Source organism: Marinifilum fragile (assembly GCF_963677365.1).
Taxonomy (GTDB): Bacteria; Bacteroidota; Bacteroidia; order Bacteroidales; family Marinifilaceae; genus Marinifilum; species Marinifilum fragile.
The window spans coordinates 3516065-3542007 of the sequence record NZ_OY781962.1; the positions used below are offsets into that span (position 1 = coordinate 3516065).

At 34.5% G+C, this 25943-nt stretch carries 26 protein-coding genes; 13 read left to right on the forward strand and 13 right to left on the reverse strand.

Going from position 1 to position 25943, the window contains the following annotated elements; all coding sequences use genetic code 11:
* Positions 1-115: 115 nt before the first annotated feature.
* Both ACKPCA_RS14005 and ACKPCA_RS14010 read right to left on the reverse strand, forming a co-directional pair.
* On the reverse strand, positions 116-1105 hold the full coding sequence (locus tag ACKPCA_RS14005) for a GSCFA domain-containing protein (RefSeq protein WP_321279625.1): 990 nt from the start codon (positions 1103-1105) through the stop codon (positions 116-118).
* A 7-nt stretch (positions 1106-1112) separates the two neighbouring features.
* A complete protein-coding gene (locus ACKPCA_RS14010) occupies positions 1113-1949 on the reverse strand; it encodes an alpha/beta hydrolase (RefSeq protein ID WP_321279626.1) in 837 nt (278 codons plus the stop codon).
* Between the two features lie 40 nt (positions 1950-1989).
* On the opposite strand from ACKPCA_RS14010, the gene ACKPCA_RS14015 reads away from it, so the two are divergent.
* On the forward strand, positions 1990-2394 hold the full coding sequence (locus ACKPCA_RS14015) for a secondary thiamine-phosphate synthase enzyme YjbQ (protein ID WP_321279628.1): 405 nt from the start codon (positions 1990-1992) through the stop codon (positions 2392-2394).
* On the opposite strand, the gene queG is transcribed toward ACKPCA_RS14015, so the two are convergent.
* The 7 genes from queG to sufB all read right to left on the reverse strand — a co-directional run bounded on the left by queG (position 2383) and on the right by sufB (position 9225).
* Positions 2383-3345, reverse strand: a complete 963-nt coding sequence (gene queG, locus ACKPCA_RS14020; protein ID WP_321279630.1) for a tRNA epoxyqueuosine(34) reductase QueG — start codon at positions 3343-3345, stop codon at positions 2383-2385. The genes ACKPCA_RS14015 and queG overlap by 12 nt on opposite strands.
* Before the next feature lie 72 nt (positions 3346-3417).
* Positions 3418-3729 (reverse strand): iron-sulfur cluster assembly protein, encoded by a 312-nt coding sequence (locus tag ACKPCA_RS14025; protein WP_054719620.1) that lies wholly within the window; start codon positions 3727-3729, stop codon positions 3418-3420.
* A gap of 8 nt (positions 3730-3737) precedes the next feature.
* Positions 3738-4157 carry a SufE family protein gene (locus ACKPCA_RS14030; protein ID WP_054719618.1) on the reverse strand — a complete coding sequence of 140 codons (420 nt, stop codon included), beginning with the start codon at positions 4155-4157 and terminating at the stop codon, positions 3738-3740.
* A gap of 59 nt (positions 4158-4216) precedes the next feature.
* Positions 4217-5440, reverse strand: coding sequence for a cysteine desulfurase (locus ACKPCA_RS14035; RefSeq protein WP_321279634.1), 1224 nt, complete (start codon positions 5438-5440; stop codon positions 4217-4219).
* A gap of 61 nt (positions 5441-5501) precedes the next feature.
* Complete coding sequence (gene sufD / locus ACKPCA_RS14040; protein ID WP_321279636.1) at positions 5502-6863, reverse strand: Fe-S cluster assembly protein SufD; 1362 nt, start codon at positions 6861-6863, stop codon at positions 5502-5504.
* A gap of 45 nt (positions 6864-6908) precedes the next feature.
* Entirely contained in the window at positions 6909-7661 is a 753-nt protein-coding gene (gene sufC, locus ACKPCA_RS14045) for a Fe-S cluster assembly ATPase SufC (RefSeq protein ID WP_321279638.1), read from the reverse strand.
* A 112-nt stretch (positions 7662-7773) separates the two neighbouring features.
* The gene (sufB, locus tag ACKPCA_RS14050; RefSeq protein ID WP_321279639.1) at positions 7774-9225 is read right to left on the reverse strand and encodes a Fe-S cluster assembly protein SufB; all 1452 of its coding nucleotides are present in this window, start codon (positions 9223-9225) and stop codon (positions 7774-7776) included.
* A gap of 550 nt (positions 9226-9775) precedes the next feature.
* Here sufB and ACKPCA_RS14055 point away from each other — a divergent pair.
* The 12 genes from ACKPCA_RS14055 (at position 9776) to thiL (ending at position 21284) form a co-directional block, all read left to right on the forward strand.
* The gene (locus tag ACKPCA_RS14055; protein ID WP_321279640.1) at positions 9776-9973 is read left to right on the forward strand and encodes an HTH domain-containing protein; all 198 of its coding nucleotides are present in this window, start codon (positions 9776-9778) and stop codon (positions 9971-9973) included.
* A 318-nt stretch (positions 9974-10291) separates the two neighbouring features.
* Positions 10292-10441, forward strand: a complete 150-nt coding sequence (locus ACKPCA_RS14060; RefSeq protein ID WP_321279642.1) for a hypothetical protein — start codon at positions 10292-10294, stop codon at positions 10439-10441.
* A 76-nt stretch (positions 10442-10517) separates the two neighbouring features.
* Entirely contained in the window at positions 10518-11753 is a 1236-nt protein-coding gene (locus ACKPCA_RS14065) for a carboxypeptidase-like regulatory domain-containing protein (RefSeq protein ID WP_321279643.1), read from the forward strand.
* An 82-nt stretch (positions 11754-11835) separates the two neighbouring features.
* Positions 11836-13023, forward strand: a complete 1188-nt coding sequence (locus tag ACKPCA_RS14070; protein ID WP_321279644.1) for a carboxypeptidase-like regulatory domain-containing protein — start codon at positions 11836-11838, stop codon at positions 13021-13023.
* A gap of 4 nt (positions 13024-13027) precedes the next feature.
* Positions 13028-13621: a hypothetical protein gene (locus tag ACKPCA_RS14075; RefSeq protein ID WP_321279645.1), complete on the forward strand. Its 594-nt coding sequence runs from the start codon at positions 13028-13030 to the stop codon at positions 13619-13621.
* Positions 13622-13657: 36 nt separating this feature from the next.
* The gene (locus tag ACKPCA_RS14080; protein ID WP_321279646.1) at positions 13658-14173 is read left to right on the forward strand and encodes a hypothetical protein; all 516 of its coding nucleotides are present in this window, start codon (positions 13658-13660) and stop codon (positions 14171-14173) included.
* Positions 14174-14198: 25 nt separating this feature from the next.
* Positions 14199-16394 (forward strand): peptidase domain-containing ABC transporter, encoded by a 2196-nt coding sequence (locus ACKPCA_RS14085; protein WP_321279647.1) that lies wholly within the window; start codon positions 14199-14201, stop codon positions 16392-16394.
* Entirely contained in the window at positions 16391-17653 is a 1263-nt protein-coding gene (locus ACKPCA_RS14090; RefSeq protein WP_321279648.1) for an ABC transporter permease, read from the forward strand. Before ACKPCA_RS14085 ends, ACKPCA_RS14090 begins: the two co-directional genes overlap by 4 nt.
* A gap of 12 nt (positions 17654-17665) precedes the next feature.
* Positions 17666-18736 carry an efflux RND transporter periplasmic adaptor subunit gene (locus ACKPCA_RS14095; RefSeq protein WP_321279650.1) on the forward strand — a complete coding sequence of 357 codons (1071 nt, stop codon included), beginning with the start codon at positions 17666-17668 and terminating at the stop codon, positions 18734-18736.
* A gap of 18 nt (positions 18737-18754) precedes the next feature.
* Complete coding sequence (locus ACKPCA_RS14100) at positions 18755-18964, forward strand: HTH domain-containing protein (protein ID WP_321279652.1); 210 nt, start codon at positions 18755-18757, stop codon at positions 18962-18964.
* Between the two features lie 212 nt (positions 18965-19176).
* Positions 19177-19653 (forward strand): hypothetical protein, encoded by a 477-nt coding sequence (locus ACKPCA_RS14105; protein ID WP_321279654.1) that lies wholly within the window; start codon positions 19177-19179, stop codon positions 19651-19653.
* Positions 19654-20237: 584 nt separating this feature from the next.
* Positions 20238-21284, forward strand: a complete 1047-nt coding sequence (gene thiL, locus ACKPCA_RS14110) for a thiamine-phosphate kinase (RefSeq protein ID WP_321279655.1) — start codon at positions 20238-20240, stop codon at positions 21282-21284.
* A 69-nt stretch (positions 21285-21353) separates the two neighbouring features.
* On the opposite strand, the gene ACKPCA_RS14115 is transcribed toward thiL, so the two are convergent.
* The 4 genes from ACKPCA_RS14115 to lpxD form a co-directional block, all read right to left on the reverse strand.
* On the reverse strand, positions 21354-22328 hold the full coding sequence (locus ACKPCA_RS14115) for a DUF5700 domain-containing putative Zn-dependent protease (protein WP_321279657.1): 975 nt from the start codon (positions 22326-22328) through the stop codon (positions 21354-21356).
* 128 nt (positions 22329-22456) lie between these two features.
* Positions 22457-23239, reverse strand: a complete 783-nt coding sequence (lpxA, locus tag ACKPCA_RS14120) for an acyl-ACP--UDP-N-acetylglucosamine O-acyltransferase (protein WP_054719578.1) — start codon at positions 23237-23239, stop codon at positions 22457-22459.
* A gap of 67 nt (positions 23240-23306) precedes the next feature.
* Positions 23307-24698, reverse strand: a complete 1392-nt coding sequence (locus ACKPCA_RS14125; protein ID WP_321279658.1) for a bifunctional UDP-3-O-[3-hydroxymyristoyl] N-acetylglucosamine deacetylase/3-hydroxyacyl-ACP dehydratase — start codon at positions 24696-24698, stop codon at positions 23307-23309.
* 42 nt (positions 24699-24740) lie between these two features.
* Positions 24741-25781, reverse strand: a complete 1041-nt coding sequence (gene lpxD / locus ACKPCA_RS14130) for a UDP-3-O-(3-hydroxymyristoyl)glucosamine N-acyltransferase (RefSeq protein WP_321279660.1) — start codon at positions 25779-25781, stop codon at positions 24741-24743.
* Positions 25782-25943: the final 162 nt, after the last annotated feature.

The window sequence follows — 25943 nt, forward strand, 5'->3', positions numbered from 1 at the left end:
AAATGAAAACTTTAAGTTTTTTCGCAAAAATAAATAGCTGCCTGAAAATCAGTAGCTATTTTTTTCATATGGAAAGGGAAAAACAAATTACAAAAATTACATGAAAAAGTCCAACTTAATCTTGAAGATTTTTTCGCATCACCTTTCTTTCTAAATCAAAGGACAGATTTGGCAATTGTTTCTCTAAGATTTCCATCCCAGAAATGGTTTTTTGAATAAATTTTTGATGCGATTCAGAATCTGGATTAAAAGGACGATGTTCCGCCGCAGAAATCATTTTTCTAATTTTCTTCATATAATCCATAGTTGTTTTATCCATGAAAACATCAGAAAATCGTGACCAAATATAATTTGTCGAAGCAGAATTCATATGAATCATGTCTTCATGATAAAATCTATAATCTCTTAATTCGTCCATCACAATCTCGTAAGAAGGAAAATAACTAACGTGATCAAACAATTGCACCAACTGATCTGCCGCCAATAGTAGAGTTGACTTGCTTAATTGATTTCCATGAGCGCCATCTTTCCAGTGTCGAATTGGACTTACGGTAAAAACAATTTTTAAATGCGGATTAAAAAGAGATAAGGATAGAATCAAATCTTTATAAAATCGAACGATTTCATCTACATCCAAACGATATCGATTAAATGATTTTGCAGGCTGTTTATGGCAATTGGATACAATTTTACCCGAATCGATGAGTTCATAAACCCAGGATGTGCCAAATGTAATGAATAGAATATCGGCAGTAGCCAAATCTAATGAAGCAGATTGCATGGCAGTATTAATACTTTTCAAACATTCTTCGGAAGATGTTGATGAAAAACTTCCATGGTGAGAATAGCTAAAGTATAAATCATTCCCAAAATTCAGATCATCTTCGATAAATTCCTTATTATCGATCAACAACTGAATACTATTACCTACACTAATTGGGTTATAAATTACTCCAAATGGATTTACAGTTGTGTTGAATTTATTTTGAACCAATAATTTTCCAACATTTTCAACAAAACAAGAACCCACCATTAAAATCTTAGAATGATAAGAAATTTTAAAATCTGATTCAGGTATTTCGACAATTGTTCTGAACTGATCCATGATATCTTTATTTCTTCAGTAATTTATATATCCAATCGCAAATGTATTCGAAAACCTCATTATTAAAATGCTCATTGTGCAATTCATGATAAGCTTTGCTCCACAATTTAAAGGTACAGTTTTCCTGATTCTTATTTGCAAAATACTTACTAGCAGCAGAATCTGTAATTCCATCCTCATCTCCATGCATCAACAACAAGGGTTTTTTAATCTTTTCTTCCGAATTGTATACAAAGTAACCTGCATCATAAGCTTCAACAAACAAACGAAAGGATACCCAATGATGAACAAACTCGTCCTCATCATATTTGCGACAAACCTCTGGATTGTGAGAGAGCAAACTTGAATCAAATTTTGTTTTGATACTGAATTTCGGAATCAAGCGATTCAAAAATCTCAGCAATGGAATTACCATTTTAGGTGGAGAAGCCTGCGAAATAATCCAAGGTGAAGTGGAAATAACACCAATATATTTGTTATTTCTTTTTAGTAGATGGTTCAACACCTCTCCTCCTCCCATGCTATGCCCATACAATACAATAGGTAAGTTCGGATATTTCTCTTCCGCTTTATGCAAAACCAAATCAATATCATTCATGAAATCATCATAGGAAGAAATTACACCTCTTTTTCCTTCAGATAATCCATGACCTCGTTGGTCGTAAGTAAATAAAGCAATTCCCTCATTCACAAATTTGTCTGCCCAATTCAGATACCTGGAACTATGCTCACCAATACCATGTACCAAAACAAGTATTGCTTTTATATCCTCATCGGGGAGGAATTCCTGTGCAAAAAGTTGAATATTATCGTGAGCCAGAAAATGAAAAATATTGTGCTGCATTGAGGAATAAATTAAATTGACACATAAAAATAGAAAGAAAATGCAAAAACAAATTATAATTCGAACAGATAAGCACAATGGCCTGTATGACATTACTTCACAAACAGAAAAAATAGTAGAAGAAAGTGGTATTCAATCAGGCATTGTAAATGTATATGCACAGGGAGCTACTGCTGCCATCATGGTTCAGGAAAACTGGGATGAATCGGTACAAAATGATGTGGTCCCTCTACTAAAAAATTTGATTCCTTCGGGCGTATGGGAACATGATGCCAAGGATAAGAATGGTGATTCACATTTAAAAGCAGGAATTGTTGGTCCGAGTGAATGCATTCCTATTATTAATGGTAAAATGGGATTATCAACCTGGCAAAACATTTTCTTTTGCGAATTTGATGGTCCAAGAAAAGAGAGAAGTATTATTATAAGTTGTTTACAGATCTAAAAAATCCAGATTTCTCTTTATCCCTTTAAATTTTGTTCTTTTGACAGCTGAATTACGAAATATTTCTCCGAATTTATGAGCATCCATGTGCTGCCAATTCTCTTTTGACATGTTTAGCAGATCAGGATTTGGATCAAACTCTGGAACCTTATGAGATTTTGCCATTCTATTCCAAGGACAAACATCCTGACAAATATCGCATCCAAACACTCTATTTTGGAATTTTCCTTTTTCTTCTTCAGGAATTTCTCCTTTTAATTCGATGGTATAATACGAAATACATTTGCTTCCATTCACAACATATGGCTCTGTGATTGCTCCGGTTGGACAAGATCGAACGCATCTATTGCACCCTCCACAAAAATCAGCGTAAGTGGGATTTTCATATTCCAACTCCATATCCAAAAACAATTCACCCAAGAAAAGAAAGGAACCAATTTTTCGATTAATGAGTAATGAATTTTTTCCTATCCAGCCTAAACCAGCTCTTTTTGCCCATGCATGTTCTAAAACTGGAGCCGAATCAACAAATGCACGTCCAGAAACCTCACCAATTTCTGTATTAATGTATTCCAATAACTGATTCAATCTGTCTTTTAGGACAAAATGATAATCTTTACCGTATGCATATTTTGCAATTACCGGAGCTTCCGGATCATTTTGTTGCTCTTTGGGGAAATAATTTAAACCAACAACAACAATAGACTTTGTATTTTCAACCAACAATCGAGGATCCAAACGCTTCTCTATATTATTGGCCATGTATCCCATTTCACCATGATAGCCTTTATCCAACCATGAAAGAAAATTTTCCTTTTCATTCTCCAAAAAATCTGCCTTTACAATCCCACACAAATCCAATCCAAGTTCTTTTGCCTTGGATTTTATCAAATTTGATTTTGCAGATAAAGTAAGATTCATTGTATCTTCCAATAGGTAGAGACGTAGCATGCTACGTCTTTACATGTGTCTTCTAAATTACATAGGTACAAAAAAAGGGCTAAACAGCCCTTTGAAAATATTTTAAAGAAAACCCAGTTCAAGTTTTGCTTCTTCGGTCATCATATCTTTATCCCAAGGTGGATCGAATGTAAGAACAACAGTAACATCTTCGATCATTGGTAAAGCTTTAATTTTATCATTTACCTCTTCCAAAATCTGATCAGCCATCGGACAATTAGGAGCAGTAAGAGTCATCAACACTTTCACCTCGTCTTCTTCATAGAAATCGATCTCATAAATTAATCCCAAATCGTAAATATTTACTGGGATCTCCGGATCGTAAATGGTCTTTAAGACCTCTACTATTATTCCTTCTGTTTCCTTTTTTCCCATCTTGTATATTATTTTACATGATTGAAAGCAATTCCGTACATCTTAATTTGCTTCACCATCGATACCAAACCATTCGATCTGGTTGGTGAAAGATGCTGTTTCAAACCAATTTCATCAATAAAGTTCAAATCAGCATTCATGATATCTTCAGGAGTTTGGTTATTGAATACACGAATTAACAAAGCAGCAATACCTTTTACAATAATAGCATCACTATCTGCTTCAAGCTTCACTTTACCGTCTTCCAAACTTGCATTGAACCAAACTTTCGATTGACAACCTTTAATAAGGTTCTGATCCGTTTGATGCTTTTCATCTAATCCCTGCAAATCGGTTCCCAACTCGATTAGATATGCATATTTGTCCATCCAATCTTCGAATCCTGCAAATTCTTCAATAATTTCTTCCTGAATCTCGTTTATTGTCATCTCTCTAATAATACTTAAACAAAGAGTTGTTACTTATATCTCTTTTGATTTTGATGGCACTAATGTACAAACATTTTGCAAACTTTTAGGATACCATTATAAAGGGCGTCGATTTCTTCCTTTGTATTGTAGAAGGAAAACGAAGCACGAACGGTTCCGTCAATACCAAAATGTTGCATTATCGGTTCGGTACAATGGGTTCCTGTTCGAACCGCAATTCCCATCTGATCCAATAGCATTCCCATATCATAGAAATGAATTCCATCAACCAGGAAAGAAATCACAGATGTTTTGTGTTCGGCAGTTCCATATATTTTTAGGCCATCGATACTTGATAATTTTTCGGTAGCATAAGCCAATAATTCTTGCTCGTATGCATCAATATTTTCAAGTCCAATATTTTCTACATATTCAATTGCAGCACCTAAACCAATTGCATCTATATAATTAGGAGTTCCCGCTTCAAACTTAAATGGTAATTCATTATAAGTAGTTCCTGAAAATCGCACTTCCTTAATCATCTCACCACCACCTTGCCATGGAGGCATCTCGTTTAGCAAATCTTCCTTACCATACAAAACACCAATACCGGTTGGACCATACAATTTATGACCAGAGAAAACCAAGAAATCAACATCCCACTCCTGAACATCAATTTTCAAATGCTGTACCGACTGAGCCGCATCCACCAAAACCTTAACACCTCTAGCATGAGCGATATCGATAATTTTCTGGATTGGATTAATGGTTCCCAATGAATTTGAGATGTGATTTACTGCAACAATCTTTGTTCTATCAGTAATCATTCCATCCAACTGATCAACCAAAAGCTCTCCATTATCATTAAAAGGAAGTACTTTCAGAACTGCTTTTTTCTTCTCACAAACCAATTGCCAAGGAACAATGTTTGAATGATGTTCCATTTCAGAAACAATCACCTCATCGCCTTCGCCAATATATCTTTCAGCAAAAGAATTGGCAACTAGATTTACAGATTCAGTTGTTCCTCTGGTAAAAATGATTTCGTGAAGATGTTCCGCATTAATAAAATTCTGTACAATCTTTCTTGCATTCTCATTTCCATCGGTGGATTTATTACTTAGGTAATGTACTCCACGATGAATATTAGAATTGTACTTGTAATAATACTTCACCATTTCATCAATCACCTGGGTAGGTTTTTGAGTGGTTGCTGCATTATCAAAGTACACAAGATCTTTGCCATGTACTTTTTCCTGAAGTATTGGAAAATCTTTACGTATTTTATTTATGTCCAGCGTCATTGTATATTATTATATGGTAGAGACGTAGCAATGCTACGCCTTTACAATATCATTATCAATTTTAGTGATTGCAAGCTATTGCACAAGTATTACATTTCGATATTTCGCCACGTAATCTTTTATCAACCAATTCGTCGATTCTTTCTTTTAAAGGCTCAACTCTGATTTTCTCGATAATTTCGTGAGCAAAAGCAAACATCAACATCTGACGAGCTTCTTTCTCATCGATACCTCTTGCACGCAAGTAGAACAATGCATCCTCATCCATCTGTCCCACTGTTGCTCCGTGACTACATTTCACATCATCAGCATCAATTACCAATTGTGGTTTGGTGTTAATCACAGCATCATTGGAAAGCAACAAGTTGTTGTTTGACTGGTAAGCCTGAGTTTGCTGAGCATCTCTTCTAACGAAAATTCTACCTGCAAAAGCTCCTGAAGCCTGATCATCCATAACACCCTTAAAGTGCTCGTTACTCAAACAGTTTGGCTTAGCATGATCAATCGAAGTAAAGTTATCTACATGCTGATCGCGATCCATCAGGTACATACCAAAGGTATTGTTCTCACAATACTCCTCATCCAATATTACATGATGGTTGTTGCGAATTGTTCCTCCATATAGAGAAATGGTATTCGACAAAACGTTTGAGTGTGATTCCTGACGAATGAAAGTTGAATTCAAAATTACAGAATTTAAATGCTGATTTTGCAAAGTATACAAATCGAAAATTGCATTTCGTGCAACATTTACCTCTGTAACAGAATTGGTTAAATATTTATGATGCGTTAAAGTATGATCACAAACAATAATTTTTGCCTGTGCATTTTCTTCAACTACAATTAAGTTTCTTTGAGTAGCCATTAGGTCACGATCCGAACGAAGCAAGTTTACAACCTGAATCGGTTTTTCAATTACAACACCTTTTGGCACGTAAATAAAGAATCCATCCTTAGCCAAGGCTGTATTTAATGCAACTACCCCATCCTCATCGGTTTTGGCATATTTGCCATAGTGTGCATTAAAAATTTCCGGATATTTTTCTGCAGCTTCCTGAACACCACAAACAATTACTCCTTTTGGCAATTCAGTTAACTCTTTATTGTTTCCGTAGTACCAACCATTTGTTAACAACACCAAATTGGTATCCAACTCAGGCACATCACACTGGAAAATCTCATTCAAATCAACATCAACATTCTGATATCTAAGATTTACATTGTATGGATGATCGAAAGCCGGAATCAAGTTGGTATACTTGTAATTCTCGTTGGCACGAGTAGGAATGCCCAATTTAGAAAAATCCTGGAATGCATTCTTGCGAGTTTCGTTCATAACATCTGACGAACCTTCCAACAACAATTCATTTCCTTGATCAAACAAATCAGCGAAATCCTTATTTATTGTATTAATATCGGCCATATCTGACAAATTATTTAATGAGTGATAAACACTCTATACTATCAACTATTTTCCGTTCTCTTCTTTAATCCAGTCGTATCCTTTCTCTTCCAGTTCAAGAGCCAACTCTTTACCTGCAGTTTTTACGATACGTCCGTTATACAATACATGAACAACGTCAGGTACAATATAATCAAGCAAACGCTGATAGTGAGTAATTACAATTGTTGCATTATCGCGAGTCTTTAATTTGTTCACACCATTTGCAACAACACGTAAAGCATCAATATCCAAACCTGAATCGGTTTCATCCAAAACAGCTAATTTTGGTTCAAGCATTGCCATTTGGAAGATTTCATTCTTCTTTTTCTCACCACCCGAGAAACCTTCGTTAACCGAACGATTTGTCAATTTTGAGTCAATTTCAACCAAAGCTTTTTTCTCGCGCATTAATTTTAGGAAATCAGAAGCCGACAACGGATCCAATCCTTTGTATTTGCGATGCTCGTTAACAGCAGTCTTCATAAAGTTTACAGTAGAAACCCCAGGGATTTCGATTGGATATTGGAATCCTAAGAAAATACCTTCTTTGGCACGATCTTCTGGTTCCATATCTAAAAGGTCTTTTCCCTGAAAAATAACTTCACCTTTTGTAACATTATACAAATCTCTACCTGCCAATACTGAAGCAAGAGTACTCTTACCAGCACCATTAGGTCCCATAATTGCGTGAACTTCGCCTGGCTTAACATCCAGATTAATTCCTTTAAGGATATCTTTTCCTTCGATGGAAACGTGTAAATTCTTAATGCTTAACATTTCTATATTTAGCTTTTTGCCTACTAAAAGGCCAATTACTACTTCATTAATTTACCAGTTAAATATTCACTGGCAGAAAGGCTACTTATTCAAAACAAATAGCCTATATATATTATCCCACAGAGCCTTCCAAACTGATTTGAAGCAATTTTTGCGCTTCAACAGCAAACTCCATTGGCATTTTGTTGATTACTTCTTTTGCATATCCGTTTACAATCAAACCAATTGCATCTTCGGTATTGATACCACGTTGATTACAATAGAAAATCTGGTCTTCACCAATTTTCGAAGTTGTAGCTTCATGCTCAACCTTTGCAGATTGATTACCAATTTCAAGATATGGGAAAGTATGCGCACCACACTTATCACCCAATAGTAACGAATCACACTGTGAGAAATTACGAGCACCTTCACAATTCTTGACAACCTTTACCAAGCCACGATATGAGTTATTGCTCTTACCTGCCGAAATTCCTTTAGAGATAATCGTAGACTTGGTATTGTTACCAATGTGAATCATTTTAGTGCCTGTATCGGCCTGCTGGTGGTTATTGGTTACCGCAACCGAATAGAATTCACTTGAAGAACCATCACCTTTTAAGATGGTAGAAGGATATTTCCAGGTAACAGCTGATCCGGTCTCAACCTGTGCCCACATCAATTTCGAGTTAACCCCTTCGCAAATACCACGCTTGGTTACAAAGTTGTAAATACCACCTTTACCATTCTTATCTCCAGGATACCAGTTCTGAACCGTTGAGTATTTCACTTCTGCATTATCTTTCACGATAATTTCAACGATAGCAGCATGCAACTGATTCTCGTCACGCATAGGAGCAGTACATCCTTCAAGGTAGCTTACGTATGACTCCTCTTCACAAACAATCAAAGTTCTCTCGAACTGACCTGTGTTTTCAGCATTGATTCGGAAATAGGTTGACAATTCCATTGGACAACGAACTCCTTTGGGAATGTAAACAAAGGAACCATCAGAGAATACAGCCGAGTTTAAAGCTGCAAAAAAGTTATCCTGAATTGGAACTACAGTTCCCATATATTCCTGAATCAAGTCTGGATGATCTTGAACTGCCTCGCTAAAAGAACAGAAAATAATTCCCTTTTCTGCCAAAGCTTCTTTAAAGGTTGTTTTTACCGATGAAGAGTCCATTACAACATCTACCGCAACATTAGCAAGTATCTTTTGCTCATCCAAAGGAATACCAAGCTTATCGAAAGTAGCTCTAATTTCCGGATCAACATCATCCATACTCTCCAATTTTGCTTTTTGCTTAGGAGCAGAATAGTAAATGATATCCTGATAATCAATTTCGGGAATTTTTAAATATGCCCACTCCGGCATTTTCATCGTTTTCCAATGACGATAAGCTTTTAATCTGAAATCAAGCATAAATTTAGGCTCTTTCTTTTTAGCGGAAATCATGCGGATGATATCTTCATTCAGACCTTTACCAATGTCATCGTTCTCAATGTCGGTTACGAAGCCATATTTGTATTCGCTCTCGGTAACCTCATTCAATATTTTATCTTGTTCTTCTTTCGCCATAATACCAAAATATTAGATCCTGACCGATTTCATTCGCTTAGGCGGAATTAGCACTGGTTATGTATCAGTAAAATTCGATTTTCTCCTCGAAGCTATTCTTTATTAGGTCTTAAAAAAAACTGCAGTTTCTGCAAAGCAAATAAGAATATGTGAACTATCCCCCTCAAGCCCTTCTGAAATCAAGTGCAAATATAAGAAAGTATTTAAATATCTTACTGATATGCCGTAATAAAATACTTCTAAGTCCTTATTAACTGAAACGTAAAAAATTGAGAATGGATACGTTTGCGAAAAAGAAATATTCTGAACCCAAATCCAACCCTTCCCATAAAAAACATCCTTTAATGATAAAACCAATCATATTCAAGTATTCAGTGATTTAAGCAAATACAAGAAGTAAATTTACATAGTAAATGTCAACCCTTTTGGTTCTTTACAACTTTAATTTGACAAATAATTTTATTTCGTTCATCAATAAATTATAAAAACAGGGTTACCTTTTCGTGTTTGCAAGAATTAATATATGTAAACCATTTAATAGGGAATCTTTATGAATTACGAAACCACACTTACCCGAGAAAAGTACTTGAAAGAATTAATTCAAGTCGAAAGTACTGGCACTCCAGAACAATTAGCAGTCAAACTAAATACATCTGTAAGCACAGTTTACCGGATGATTAGAACACTCAAAAGAATAGGAGAACCCATTGATTATTCAAAAGTAAGACAAACGTATTATTTCAAATAAGCTGATACTACAAAATTGACATCTTTAATCTTTGTTTATTTAGAATAACCCCTACTAAATAATAATTATTATTCTAAAAGAACCATTAAAACTGTACTTCTCAAAATTTCAATCTACAAAATATAGACTTAATAAAAATAAGCAAACTGTCATATAGTGACAGTTTGCTTATATAAATTGGTTCTCGAGTTCATTCAAATGTGCACATGAAAAAACTCAAGTCCAATGTCTCATGCGAAGAGATTAGGGCAAAATTAAAGTTATTTTATTATTAACACTTAAAATTTTGACAAAATGAAAGAATTGAATTTTGAACAAATGGAAAAACTACAAGGTGGCGTTCCTGCAAAAGAGTACTGTGATACTATTCAAATGATTTATGACCACAATGAAGATCAGCGAGATACAGAAGGAATGGAGTTTGCAATATCACTATGTAATGGATTAGGCCACCCTATTCAAGGTTAACACCATACAACTAGGGCTTTTATAAGCCCTAGTTACATACAAAGAAACTTGCCACATAAACCATCTATTAAAATTTATGCTTCAAAAATTTTTATCATTACTTGGTATTTTAATAATTATAAGCCAAAACTGTTTTTCGCAAAACATTCATATCATAAAAGGTAAAATTTCATCCACTAACGACAGCCTACCCATACCATATGCCCATATCGGAATTTTAGATTCTGGGGTTGGTTCTATATCCAATAACGAAGGAAATTTTGAGCTAAAAGGAGAATTCGATATTGAAAAAGATAGTTTGATCATTTCTCATATTGAATACGAAAAAATTTGCATTCCATTAAAAAACATAATTGCTGACACCAATTATATCCAACTAAAAAAAAGCGAATATGAATTAGGAGAGGTTATTGTATTACCTAGTGACAAAATAAATGATATTTTTAAACATGTAATTGAAAACCTAACAATCAATTATCCCGATAAATTATATCAATGTGAAGCATTCTATAGGGAAGTACAATATGAACTAAAGTCTAAAACAAATACCCGACTAATAGAAGCTGCAATAAATATTCAGGATGGCAAGATTACTTCTCCCAGATCTAAAATAAAGTGCAGCGTATTACAACTTCGTAAATCAAAAAATTACACACAAGAACACTGGGGCTCTAAACTAATGAACAAACTATTTATAAATTACAACCAACTGTATTATTTACTTAGGGGTAACCCAACACGTTGCTACAAAGAACTACTATCTAAAGGCGATCTGTATTGTAATCCAATTCAGTGGGCATCTGAAAATAAAAAGGGAATTTTAAGCTTGAAAAGCTTAATTAAGAAGAAGGGGCAAGAAATATATGTATTCCAATATGATTTAGGCCCTGAACTTAGTTTTAACTTTTACATCAACAAATCAGATTATGCCATATTACAATTTGACCATGAACTAAAAAATATTCAAAAACAATCGTATTACTTTACAAAAATTGATGATAAATATTTTCCATCATTTTTTAAATCTGAAAATATCCAAAGCGTTTTAAAGGACTCAAAAGGACTTGGAATGACAATAAGTTCATTAAGTTTTGTGAATCACAATCCCATCCGTAAGAATTTTAAACGCTTGCGTTCAAAACACGTGGCTATTAAGGATCTTGAACTTTATGATCTGAAAATAGAATACGATGAAAACTTTTGGTCTAATTACAACATATTACTAGACGAACCTATAGATCCAAAAATAATTTCAGATTTAGAACAAAACAAGTCGATAAAAACTCAATTTAAGGAGAATTCAAATCTATAAACTCAATTCATTAACCATTAACTCTATGTGTAATAAACTTTTTATATGTCTTGTTTTAATATTGCTATGCAAGCATGCATACATGCAAAACATTCAAACCATAAAAGGTCAAATATCTTGTTCGAACGACACAATTACCATCCCCTATGCTCACATAGGAATATTAGGAACAGGCATTGGTACGGTTTCCAACATTAACGGAGATTTCGAATTAAAAGGGCTGTTCAACTTTGAGAAAGACACCCTAATGATATCGCATATTGAATATGAAAAGAAGCTAATTCCTATAAGTGAACTTGTAGCAGATACCAATTACATAAAAATGGTGAAAAATGAATATTTACTAGCTGATGTAATTGTTTTACCTGACGATAAGAAAGAGGAAATCTTTAAAAATGCAATTAAAAACTTTAAAAAAAACTACCCTGATAAATTGTATCAATGCGAAGCTTTCTACAGAGAGATCCAATATCAGAAAAAAACAAACACACACACCAGACTAATAGAGTCAGCTGTAAATATTCAAGATGGAAAGACTACATCTCCACTTTCGAAAATCAAATGCAGTTTATTACAATTTCGTAAATCCGATAATTTTACAGAAGAACATTGGGGTTCAAAACTATTAAAAAAAATGCTTGACCTTTCCCCTAACCACCTACACCTCTTGCTAGTTGGAAATCCCATCCGATACTATAAAGACAGACTTCACACATCTAAATTTAATCCGCTCACTCAAAAATATAAGGATAAAGAACTCAAATTTGCCTTATCACATATTATTCAAAAGTTGGATGATCAAATCTATGTTTTTAAATCTACACAAGGCATATCCTGTACATTCTATATTAATAGTAAAGATTATGCAATATTGAAATACGAGGAAGAGATGAAAAGTAAAACTAGCCTTATATTTAAAAGCTCATACCAATACAAGAAGATAGATAACAAGTACTATCCAGCTTTTTTCTATAATGTTGGGATTACTGATTATCTTAAAAATTCAAAAGGTCTGGGAATAACAGAAAGTAGCCTAACATTTGTGAACTACAGTCCCGATCGAAAAAAATTCAAGCGCTTGCGTTCCAAACATGTTCTTCCCAACGAAATAGATCTTTATGAACAAGAAATGGAATACGATGAAAACTTTTGGGCAAACTATAATATCCTATTGGATGAACCCCTGGAAGACAAAGTAATTTCCGATTTAGAAAGAAAAACATCTTTACAAAGCCAGTTCAAAGAAAACGCCACAAACCAAAACCAATAAAAATATGATACAATTCTTAAAACAATTAAAATGCAGATATGCCATATTAATATTTTTATCCGTACTTCTTATACTGCGTTATACAAGCAGTGGGATAGTTTTTGCGAAAGTTAAGGATTCAGAGTTCGTTCTTAAAAACTTCTTAATCTACAATTACCTCTACAACTCCATCGTTTATCTATTGAAAATTGCAGTTGTTAGTTTAATTATATTAGGAGGAACTCTACTTTCCGGATACAAATTAAAATCCAAGCAAATTTTTAAAACAGTGATCCTAGCTAATTTCGTGTATTTCTTGAGATATATCACTGTAATCATCTGGGCTGCATTTAATTGGAATACATACAATATGGAATCTCTGCAGGCTTTTAATTCAAAAACCTTTTTAACTTTTAAATTAGGAGATGCCGATCATATTCTAGCTCAATTTCTTAAAACATTCAGCTTGTATGACATTATTTTTGTTTTAACACTACTCCTTTTAACAAAACTATTAAATAAGATTGAATGGAAACAAAGCACTAAAATTATATTTTCTTCTTACGTCCCAGCAATTATTGTTTATGCTCTTTTTGTAGTTTTTCTTACTGAACTGTAAGAAAAAACAATTCATATCCTATAATAGAACGTTAAAATGAAACATCTAAAAAATATTCTTCCACTAACTCTCTTTATTCTCATTGTTGTTACCTTATTGTTTGTAATTGTCGACAAAAGAAAAACAAACAAAGAAATCGCACTTCATTATGAAACCATTGACTTTGAAGATTTCAAGTTTATAGAACCAATTAAAGATTATGAATTAAATGAGAATTCAGTAATATGTTTCTTTAACAGCACTTGTTCTTTGTGTTCCTACGAAGCCAAACAGCTTAAAAAGGAAGAATTTGTACCTGATAATCTTGATTTTATTTGGGTATCATCACAAAATCGTGATAGCATAGCCTCATTTATTAAGAACAATAACATAGCAGATGTAGAGCATTTCAAATTTGCTCAAATTGATTCAAGTATTTTGATAGAAAAATACAATGTAAATGAATATCCCCGAGGATTAATCTATAAGAATGGAATACTATGTCATTCATTTAAGGGTTTAATCAATTTATTCAAAATAAAAGAACATTTAAAAAAAGACATTTCAAACTAAACACTAACCTTCAATCTATTATTCAGTGAATTGGAAGATCGTCAAGAAAGCAAAAAAATCTTTTACACTACAGCAAGATTATGCTGATTGTGGCATTGCTTGTTTGCTATCAGTTATCAAATATTTTGGAGGTGCTGGTAATTTCGAATCTTTGCGTGAATGGAGCGGAACTAGTAAGCAAGGAACAACCCTACTAGGCCTATATCAGGCAGCAAAAAAATCCAACTTATCAGCAAAAGCTTATCAAGCAGAATTTGATAATCTAAAAGATACAAAGCACCCTCTAATCTTACACCTTGAACTTGAAAACGGACTGGAGCACTATGTTGTATTTTATGGGTTCCATAAAAATAAACTTATTATTGGCGATCCAGGTAGAGGGGTTTGTTATTACACCCAAAATAAGCTTTTAAAAGTTTGGAAATCAAAAGCTCTATTGACTTTACAACCTGAACAATCTTTCATTCATAAAGAAGAAACCACAAAACAAAAAAGAAACTGGATCAAGAACATGATTCAGAAAGACTCACAAATCTTAATGGTTTCCATCTTTATTGGCGTTTTAATTGCTGGTTTGAGCTTAGCAGTATCTGTTTTTAACCAAAAACTTATTGATGACATTTTACCATCAAAGGAGTTTTCGAAAGTAATTATTGCAATTGCTTTGCTGTCTTTATTACTTGTTTCTCACACATTTTTAAATGCAGTACGCAATAAATTCTTATACATTCAAAGCCATGATTTTAACATTCGAATGGTAAATTCTTTTTTTAAACAGCTACTAAATTTACCAAAAAGTTTTTTTGACAACAGAAGATCCGGAGACATGATCGCCAGGCTAAATGACAGTGCCAGAATACAGGCTTTTCTTTCTAAAGTAGCTGGTAATTTTATTATTGAGATTCTCATTTTAGTGGTTTCAATATTAGTCCTATTTTTCTATTCTACCACACATGGAATTCTAACGCTCTTGTTTCTTCCTATTTATGCAACTATTCTGATATTTTTCAACAAAAGAATTGTTTCTGGACAAAAAAATGTAATGGAACACTATGCACATAACGAAAGTTTTTACATAAACAGTTTAAATGGGATAGAAACCATAAAAAACACCAACACCAATACATACTTCGAAAATAAAAACCTCACGATCTATACAAACTTTCAAGATAAAATCCTTAGTCTGGGAAAATTAACAATTAGTTTATCTTTTTTGTCAGGAATATTAGGAACAATATACATGGCTAGTATTATTGGAGTAGGTGCACAACATGTAATTACTGATATCATTAGTTTAGGAGCTTTAATTGCAATGATTGGCATTTCCACCAGAATTTCCCCAGCATTAACAAGCATAATTTCAATGCTAATTCAAGTACAAGAAGCTAAAGTAGCCTTTGATCGTTTATTTGAAATGATTAACATCAACACAAATTCTCAAAAAACAAACAAGTCGATCTCGAAATTAACAGATGTCCAAATCAAGAATCTTAACTTTCGATTTCCTGGAAGATCTCTTCTTTTAAAAAACATCAACCTGAAGATACAAAAAGGTAAAATCGCAAGCCTTCTTGGAGAATCTGGTACAGGAAAGAGTACTTTAGCCAGTATTTTACAGAAATTCTACTTTCCAGAAAACGGGAATGTATTCATCAATGATATTCCTATCAATGAGATCTCTAATACCAGTTTGAGATCACAAATAGGACATATTCCTCAAAATATACATATTTTCAATAATACACTGGCCTTTAATATCTTGCTTGAAGATATAAATGATCAAAACTTAACAGAGTTAAAAAAGTTTTGCGAAGAGTGGGGCTTTGATAAATTCTTTGATGTATTACCACAGGGATTATCTACAAAAGTAGGTGAAGATGGCATCAACTTATCAGGTGGACAAAAGCAACTACTGGCATTTGCCAGAATATTCTATAGAAAACCTGAATTTATAATACTAGACGAAGCCACTTCTGCAATGGATCGAATTACCGAACAATTTATTTTTACATTACTCGAAAAAATAAAGCAAGACGTTGCGATATTAATTATTACACATAGAATTCATATCCTAAAGAGAATTTCAGACTACATATACATCTTAGAAAATAAAACAACTAATAATCATGGAACACATGAAGAACTAATGAAATACAATAATTTCTACAGTCAATTCTGGAAGGAATTACATATAGAATCAAACCTACTACCTGCAAATTGAAGAGATTATACAACATAGCATACCAAATAGAGGAAATCTGGCACTCGTTAAAGGAACACAAAAAAAGAAATCTTTTAACCGGTTTTGGTGTTTCCTGGGGAATTTTCATTCTGGTTCTGTTGGTAGGGGCAGGAAATGGACTCCAAAAAGGAGTAATGGTTCTTTTCCAGGACTACACTCAAAATAGCTTTTGGATATATGGTGGTAAAACCAATATTTCAAAACCCGGACAAAATTCTGGCAGACTTATCCGTTTTAAACAACAAGATCTATCGGTTCTAAAAAAATGGTATCCCGAAATAGAACACAGCTCACCTGAGTTAAGATATAATGGAAAACTATTAAACTCGAAAAGCAACAGTTATCATAGGTTTGAATGCTATGGCATAAACAGCAGTTACTTCAAAATCAAAACATACACAAAGTCGCAAGGCCGATTCTTCAATCCATTAGATGATCAACAGAACAGGAATATTGCAATTATTGGTAAAGACATCGCTGAAGGATTATTTGAAAAAGAAGATGTTGTTGGCAATTATTTCTGTATGGATGGTGTATGGTTCCAAATTATTGGCGTACTGGCAGAGAAATCTCTTTTTTCGAATAATAAAAGACATATTTACATTCCATTTGGCGCACTTCAAAATCACTTTTTTAAAGACAAGAGCATGAATTGTTTTGCCCTCTCTTTAAAAGCTGAAAACTCTGCCAAGAGATTCGAAGAATCGATTAAAAATTACTTGTCGAAAAATTATCAATTTGATGTAGAAGACAAAAATGCCATTTATATAAACAACGTACAGTCTAGTGCAGGATCTATTAAAGGTTTATTTAAAACAATCAACGGATTCCTTTGGCTGGTTGGTTTTTGTATGCTTTTAAGTGGAATTGTGGGTGTCAGCAACATCATGCTTGTTGTTGTTAAGGAAAGGACCCAGGAAATTGGTATACGAAAAGCCATAGGTGCAAGTCCAAAAAGTATCCTTTACATGATTTTGAATGAATCAATCATTATCACATTCATATCGGGAGTTACCGGCCTTCTTGCTGCAACAGTAATTGTTAACCTTATTAATTTAATAATCGGAGATATGATTTCCGACAGCAATTCGATATTCAAAGGACTGGATGTAAATATTCCCATTGCCATTGGAGCAATCATCACACTGGTTATTTCAGGAGCCATTGCTGGATTATATCCAGCAAGAAAAGCAGCATCGGTATTACCTATCAAAGCCATTAGCTCAGAAAATTCTTAATCTTATTGGAACATGAAAAATAAAAGCCTCATATTAACTTTAATAATCCTATCCGTTTGTGTCGGATTTGTATGGCTACACCAAACAAAAAACAAATATCGTTTCAGCAATACTGAGCAACCTAGCTTCTCCAACCTGGAGTTGAAACAATATATTTCTGGTTATTTGGTTCCCGAAAAAGAGGTTCAAATTAAATCCCAAATTTCAGGCATTCTCAAAAAAACACATGTAAAAGCAGGCGATACCATTAAACGAGGTGATTTAATTGCGGAGGTTAGTGTATTGCCAAATCCACAAAACATCGAAACCGCATCGAAAACACTTACCACTTGCCAAATCAACTTTAACAAGTGCAAAAAAGAATACGAGCAATACAAAAGACTATACGAGAAAAGAGTAGTAGCCGAACAAGAATTTGACAAGTATGCCGATGCATATTTAATTAGTGTTGAAGAACTAAAATCGGCAAAAAAACAACTCGAAATCATAAAGACAGGATACTCAAAAGATCAGGAAAATATTCCAAATTTTATTCGTTCTACCGTTTCGGGTACTGTTCTCGAAATTCCTTTAAAAGAAGGTGCTAGTATTACCGAGCGCAATAACTACAATGAAGGAAGCAATTTAGCAAGTATTGCTAACTTACAAAGTCTGATTTTTAAGGCTAAAGTAAACGAATCTGACATATCATATTTGAAAAAGGGTATGAAGTTCATGATTGAAATAAGCGCACTTAAAGACCAAAAGGCAGAGGCAGAATTGACTCACATTACCCCTAAAGCCAAAGAAGATAATGGCGTTATGAAATTTGACATTGAGGCCAAAGTTAGAAATGATAATAACATTCAGCTCTATCCGGGTTTTTCAGCTGTTGCCGAAATGATTCTTGATAGACGAGATAGTGTTCTCACCATAAAAGAACGAAACCTAATTTTTAAAAACGACAGCATTTATGTAGAACTTCTTGATGAAAACTACAAAAAGCAAAAAAGACTTGTAAAAACAGGCCTTTCTGATGGAATTAGAATTGAAATATTGGACGGTTTGAGTTTAACCGACAAGGTAAAAGTGCAGAAAAACTAAAACACTTCAATTGTAGATATGAACTACGAAGATTTTCTAAAAAGAATGATCTATTTAAAGGAGTTGATCGAAAAAGAAAGAACTGGAACTCCTGAGGAACTTGCCAACAAGTTACACATTTCGAAAAGCTCGGTATATCGATCTATCAACTTATTAAGAAACCTAGGCATTCCTGTAGATTATTCTAGAGCAAAATGCTCCTACTATTTGAAAAGTAAAAAGGATTAAGCATAATTTATTAAGAATTAATACAAACAAGCCCACTCTCAACAGTTGAGAGTGGGCTTGTTTAATTTCGGAACTGATAAAATACAATCAAACAATCATTTTAAATTAATCCAAAATGAAACGAACATGAATTTTAGCATTCTAAAATACACACACGAGAATGATTAAATTCATCGAGAGTTCCATCTAACCAAAAAATAAAATTTAAACAGATGAAAAACAACGACCTTATTCAAGTAGTCTTTACTGAAGAAGAATTAACTGAAACCAACACGCATTTAGATGCATTGCTTACACTTGCAAACAAAAATGCACCAGGCTTAACTCCTGAGCAGCGTTCGGAATATGGAGCAATTAACAAAACCAACAAACTTCTGGTGAACAAAGCCAAAATAATCATGCAGGAAAACCCAAAGTATACCCCTGGCTTTGTAAGTCTTGAAGAATTTGAAAAAGATTTTGCAGCCAGAGAGCAAATTGAAACCATGATTCGCAAACTGGACCAAATCAGGCTGAAGCTAAACGACAACAAAATTTTATTGGATAATGACAATTACATGGATGCCATGGCATACTATCGCTCAGTTAGATATTTTGCAAATGAACACGATCAAGAAGCCATGCCACTGTACAATGAGTTGAAACAATTCTTCCCAAATCACAACAGTCAAAAAGAAGAAGCGAAATAATTCCAGTTGTATAAAATTAGAATGCAGAATCAAACATATTGGTTCTGCTTTTTTTGGCTCTAAAAGTCAGAAATCTCTAAGTTCCTATTTATTAACAATTTAATGCAACCTCGAAACACCTAAATCTTGTATTGAAATAGGCTTCCTGTTAAAAAAGACAGGACACATCGTGCTTCGAACCACCTCTCTGCTTAAAAAAGACACGGTTTCGATTAAAAATTTTAACACGAAGTGTGTCTCTACCCACTCCATTGTTAAAAAATTTGACCCCTAGTGTGTCTCGAACCACACCTGCGATTAAAAATTTTGACTACGATGGTGGTTCGAACCACGATAGAGGTCAAAAATTTTGGGTTTGAGACCAAAAAATTATTGTTAATATTAAACCGCACTTGATAAGCCATAGAAACCTTTCAGGTCTGATCTAATATTTTTTCTACCTTTGCAAGCAAATTCTAAATTTAGAAATCAGCATATCATACCGATTATTAAATGAATATAGCCTTAAGTTCATTTCATTCCTTCACGCTTATCATTTGTATATCGGCATGCTATCACAATAAATTTACCTTACAGGCAATATCATGCAGGAAAACAAAGCACAAGGAACCGATATCTCAACATTGGGAGAGTTTGGTTTAATCAAGCAATTGACAAAGGGCATCGAGATAAAAAATAGCAGTACAAAAGTTGGTGTTGGCGACGACGCTGCAGTACTGGATTATCAGAACAAAAAGACAGTGGTTACCACCGATTTATTAGTGGAAGGAATCCATTTCGATTTAATGTACACTCCTTTAAAACACTTGGGATACAAAAGTATTGCCGTAAATGTTTCTGATGTGTATGCCATGAACGCTTGCCCAAAGCAGGTTACTGTTTCCATTGCCATTTCGAAGCGCTTTACCGTTGAAGCCATTGAAGAAATTTATGATGGTATTCGTTTGGCCTGCGAAAATTACAATGTCGACTTGATTGGCGGTGATACTACATCATCTTTAACTGGTTTGTGTATTTCGGTAACTGCCATTGGGGAGGCTGAAGAAAATGAATTGGCTTACCGAAGCGGTGCTAAGGTAAACGACCTAATCTGCGTAAGCGGAAATTTAGGTGCTGCCTATGCTGGCTTGCAATTGTTGGAGCGCGAAAAAGCAATTTTCGAAAACAATCCAAACATGCAGCCTGATTTATCGGGTCACGATTACATTTTGGAACGTCAGCTGAAACCTGAGGCCAGAAAAGACATCTACGAAAGATTGAAAGAAGCTCAAATTGTTCCAACGTCTATGATTGATATTTCAGATGGATTGTCATCAGAACTGATGCACATTTGTGAGGAATCGAAAGTTGGTTGCCAGATTTATGAGGAGAAAATTCCTGTAGATTACGAAACTCATAAAATGGCCGAAGAGCTAAACATGAACTACAGTACTTTCTCGCTAAATGGTGGTGAAGATTACGAGTTGTTGTTTACGGTTCCATTGGATAAATTCGATGATGTAGAGAAAATTGAAGATGTAAAAGTGATTGGTCACATTACCGAAGCATCGAAAGGCATATATTTGGTAACCCGCGATAATACGGAGATTGCTTTACAAGCTCAAGGGTGGAATCCTTTGAAGGAGGAGTAAAATAGATAAAAGAAATAACACATAAATGTAGCCCCAAGTCAATGTCTTGGGGTTACAATTCCCATATATTTATTGATTTTTCAAGCTCAAATAGCAATTGATAAAGGCCTTAGGATCTTCATTTATCAAATTCACCAACTCTTTTCTACCTAGTTTTTCATCTATTGTTTTAGCCATCAAGGCACCTACTCTATACCACAATCTCTTCCCATTTGAAAGAGATGCAATCAATTTCCAATCAGTGTCTTTAAAATCTTTACCGGGTTGATTAAAAAAATGGTAATAGATTTGAAAATACTCCTTTTCCAAATTCTGCATCATTAAGGAATCATTCAAACAAACATAGTCAGCATCCGAATTCATGGCATTTTCTTTTAATCTTACTTTTAGTGGCACATAGGTAGCCACACCCTCTAATTGTGTTGCCAAAGTGATAAGATCAACTGCATCTGAATATTTCTTTAAATCTAAATGAGGCATAGGTTTATTGCTACATTCAAAAAAACCTGCATGATGCAGCTCATGCAACATGTAATATCGAATTTCACCAGGTTGATTTAGGTAATGCGAATGATTAAGATTAATACTAGCATTTTTACCGAATACAACTCCCAAATCGTAACCGTAAGTAAAAAATAAGCTTCCCGTAAATTGGAATTCATCCGGCAAAAATTCTTTACATCGCTCATGAATGAAATCATCCTGTAATACCTGTTCTTTTGCAATTTTTAGATTTCTTTTAAACCGATCCAGATTTAATTTTTCTTTTTCTAAAGGGTGAAGTAGGTATTCAACCAATTTTCTATTCGAAGATTTAGGGACATTATAATTGAATTTCTTGGCATGATTCATAATATGATCGACTGCCTCTAAACGAGATATTTTGGACAAAATACATGTGTCGCCTGTTTCGAGATATTGGATTGCCAACTCTGCAAAAGAAAAATCATATTTTAACTTTCCTTTCTGAATTATGGTATTCTTATCACAAAAGGCATTAGAACATATAGTCAATAGCAATGCTAGAATTAAAACTTTTCTCATTCTGTTTATCTGATTTTTCATTTTAAGACGCCCCATGAAATAAATCGGTTACACATCTTCAGAAACAAAAAAAGTGAGATCCTCAAAGGAAGATCTCACTTTTTTATATATCCTAGCTATTTGATGATTTACTCAGGGAAGTATCCTCTCATGATACCACGCTTAGAGTTCTTCACAAACAGAATAATCTCATCACGCTCTGGTGAAGCAGGCATTTCAGCTTCGATAGCTTCCAATGCTGTAAAGTTGTTCATACCTTTTTGGTACAAGTAACGGTAAACATCCTGAATTTCGCGGATTTTTTCGTTACCAAACTCACGACGACGCAAACCAATTGAGTTTACACCAACATAAGAAACCGGTTCACGACCAGCTTTCACATATGGAGGAATATCTTTACGAACCAATGATCCACCCGATACCATAACGTGAGAACCAATGTGTACGAACTGGTGAACAGCCACCAAACCACTTAAAATTGCAAAATCGTCGATTACAACCTCACCTGCAATCTGAGTAGCATTACCAATAATACAGTTGTTACCCACAATACTATCGTGTGCAATGTGTACGTAAGCCATCAACAAACAGTTATCACCAACAATGGTTCTGCCTTTTGCCGCAGTACCACGGTTTATGGTAACACACTCGCGAATGGTTGTGTTGTTTCCAATTTCAACTGTAGTTTTTTCACCACGGAATTTTAAATCCTGTGGTACAGCACCAATTACTGCTCCAGGAAATACATTACAGTTTTTACCAATTCTGGTTCCTTCCAAAATGGTTGCATTGGAACCAATTCTTGTACCCTCTTCAATTACTACATCCTTATCGATTGTTACGAATGGCTCAATCACTACATTATCAGCGATTTTTGCCTCAGGATGTACATATGCTAACGGTTGCTTCATTTTTTTATTTATTACGTGTTAAACAAACTTCTACCACACCCGAAGTTTGCCTTGTAGTAGTTAAATTTTATTTATTCTTTGCGATTTGAGCCATAAACTCACCTTCAGCAACAACAGTATCGCCAACAAAAGCTAAACCGCGCATGTTAGCCACTCCCCTACGAATTGGTGACAAAAATTGCAATTTAAAAATCAGGGTGTCTCCAGGAACCACTTTCTTTCTAAACTTGATGTTGTTCTGAGTTAAGAAGTAAGTAGAATAATTTTCAGGATCTTCTACCTGACTTAATACCAGAATACCACCACATTGCGCCATAGCTTCTACCATAAGAACACCTGGCATTACTGGTTCTCCTGGGAAGTGTCCTACAAAGAAAGGTTCGTTCATAGAAACATTCTTTACACCTATAATTGTATCTTCCTGAATGTCGATAATTTTATCAACCAACAAGAATGGAGGACGGTGAGGCAATAATTTCATAACCCCATTAATGTCTAAAACAGGCTCTTTGTTTGGATCATAAGCCGGAACTGAATCTTTTCCCATTTCTTTTTTTATTCGTTTGATTAATAATTTTGCCATTTGAGTATTTGGGCCGTGACCTGGACAGGAAGCAATTACTTTTCCTTTGATGAACTTGCCACACAAAGCAAGGTCACCAATCACGTCTAATAGTTTGTGTCGAGCACATTCATTTTGGAAGTAAAGCTCCAAATTACTTAAAATACCTTCCTTTACTTCTACACGCTGATGGTCAAATAGATCGGCAATACGATCCAACTCTTTTTGTTCCATCATTTGGTCCATAATAACAATTGCGTTATCAAGGTCTCCTCCTTTAACCAAATTGTTATTCAATAAAAATTCCAATTCACGTACAAAAACAAAAGTACGACACATCGAAATTTCATCTTTATAATCTTTCAATGATGTTAATCGTGCGTATTGATTACTCAACACTTTCGAGTCGAATGAAATCATAGTATCTACACTATATTCACTATCTGGAAGAATTGTTAATTCCGACCCACGAGCTTCATCCTTGTAAACAATTGGTTCTTTAACAACATAGTATTCACGCTTCGCATCCTGCTCAACAATTCCTACGCTTTCAATTTCTTCTACATAGAACTTTGCACTTCCATCTAAAATTGGAGGCTCTGGAGAATTCATCTCGATCATACAGTTGTCAACCCCCATTCCATACAATGCCGATAAAGCATGTTCGATGGTTTGTACTTTGCATTCTCCTTTTTCAAGAACAGTTCCTCTTGATGTATCCCCCACATATTCTGCGCTGGCTTCAATTACAGGCTCCCCTTCAAGGTCAACTCTCTTAAACTTGTATCCATGATTTTCAGCAGCAGGCACAAACTTGATTGATACTTCCAATCCAGTGTGCAGTCCTTTTCCTGTTAAAGTAAATTCTTTTGCTAATGTTCTCTGCTTATCAGCCATAAACTTTCAATATTTTTTCTGTTTCCGGAAAATGGAATCTCCCTATTTTTCCTCTTCCAGCTTCTTTACTTGCTTCTCCAAATCCATAATCTGCTCTCTCATTTTTGGCAGATTTTTAAATAGCACATATGATTTTTGATATGGTCCGAATTCAAAAGCAGGCGATCCTTGAAGAACCTCTCCTTTTTTCTTAATATTTCGTCCAATACCCGATTGTGCAGCAATCTTCACTTCGTCAGCAATCGACAAGTGACCCGCAATTCCAACCTGGCCACCAAACATACAATGTTCGCCAACCTTGGAACTACCTGCAATACCCGTTTGCGATGCGATTACAGTATTTTCACCAATCTCAACATTATGAGCAACCTGAATCAGGTTATCCAACTTCACTCCTTTACGGATAATGGTTGATCCCATAGTTGCACGGTCAACACAGGTATTAGCACCAATCTCAACATGATCTTCCAAAATCACATTCCCAACCTGTGGAACTTTTTTGTAATCATTAGCTGAAGAAGGAGCAAAACCGAAACCATCGGCTCCGATTACCGAACCTGAATGGATGATACAGGAATTTCCAATTTTACAGTTTTCGTACACCTTAACACCTGAGTTAAGGATTGTGTTATCGCCAATAATTACGTTATCGCCTATATACGTGTGTGGATAGATTTTTACGTTATCACCAATTTTTACATTGCTACCAATGTAGGCAAATGCACCAACATAAATTTTTTCTCCTATGGTAGCAGATTTACTTACAAAAGAAGGTTCTTCAATGCCTACTTTTTGTGGTTTACTCTGCTCATACATTTCCAACAACTGGGCCAAAGCCTGGTATGCATCTTCCACACGAATTAAAGTAGCTTTCACTTCTTTAACTGCTTTAAAATTCTTGTTTACTAAAACAATAGAAGAGTTTGTAGTGTAAATATGATGTTCGTACTTGGGATTTGCCAAAAAAGAAAGAGTCCCTGGTTTGCCTTCCTCAATACGAGATACATTGTTTACGGCAACTGATCCATCTCCATCAACTTCACCTTGTAGAAACTCTGCAATATCTTGAGCTGTAAAATTCATTTGTTCTGGTTTTATATCAGATAACAAGCTTTTTAAATAATATAAAAGCTCGTTTTTTCACTGAGCACACATCGTCCAATATATCTGATTAATACGAAAAAAATTTCTGCAAATCTAACAATTATTTCATGCACATAAAATTTTTTTACTTTTCAGACCACA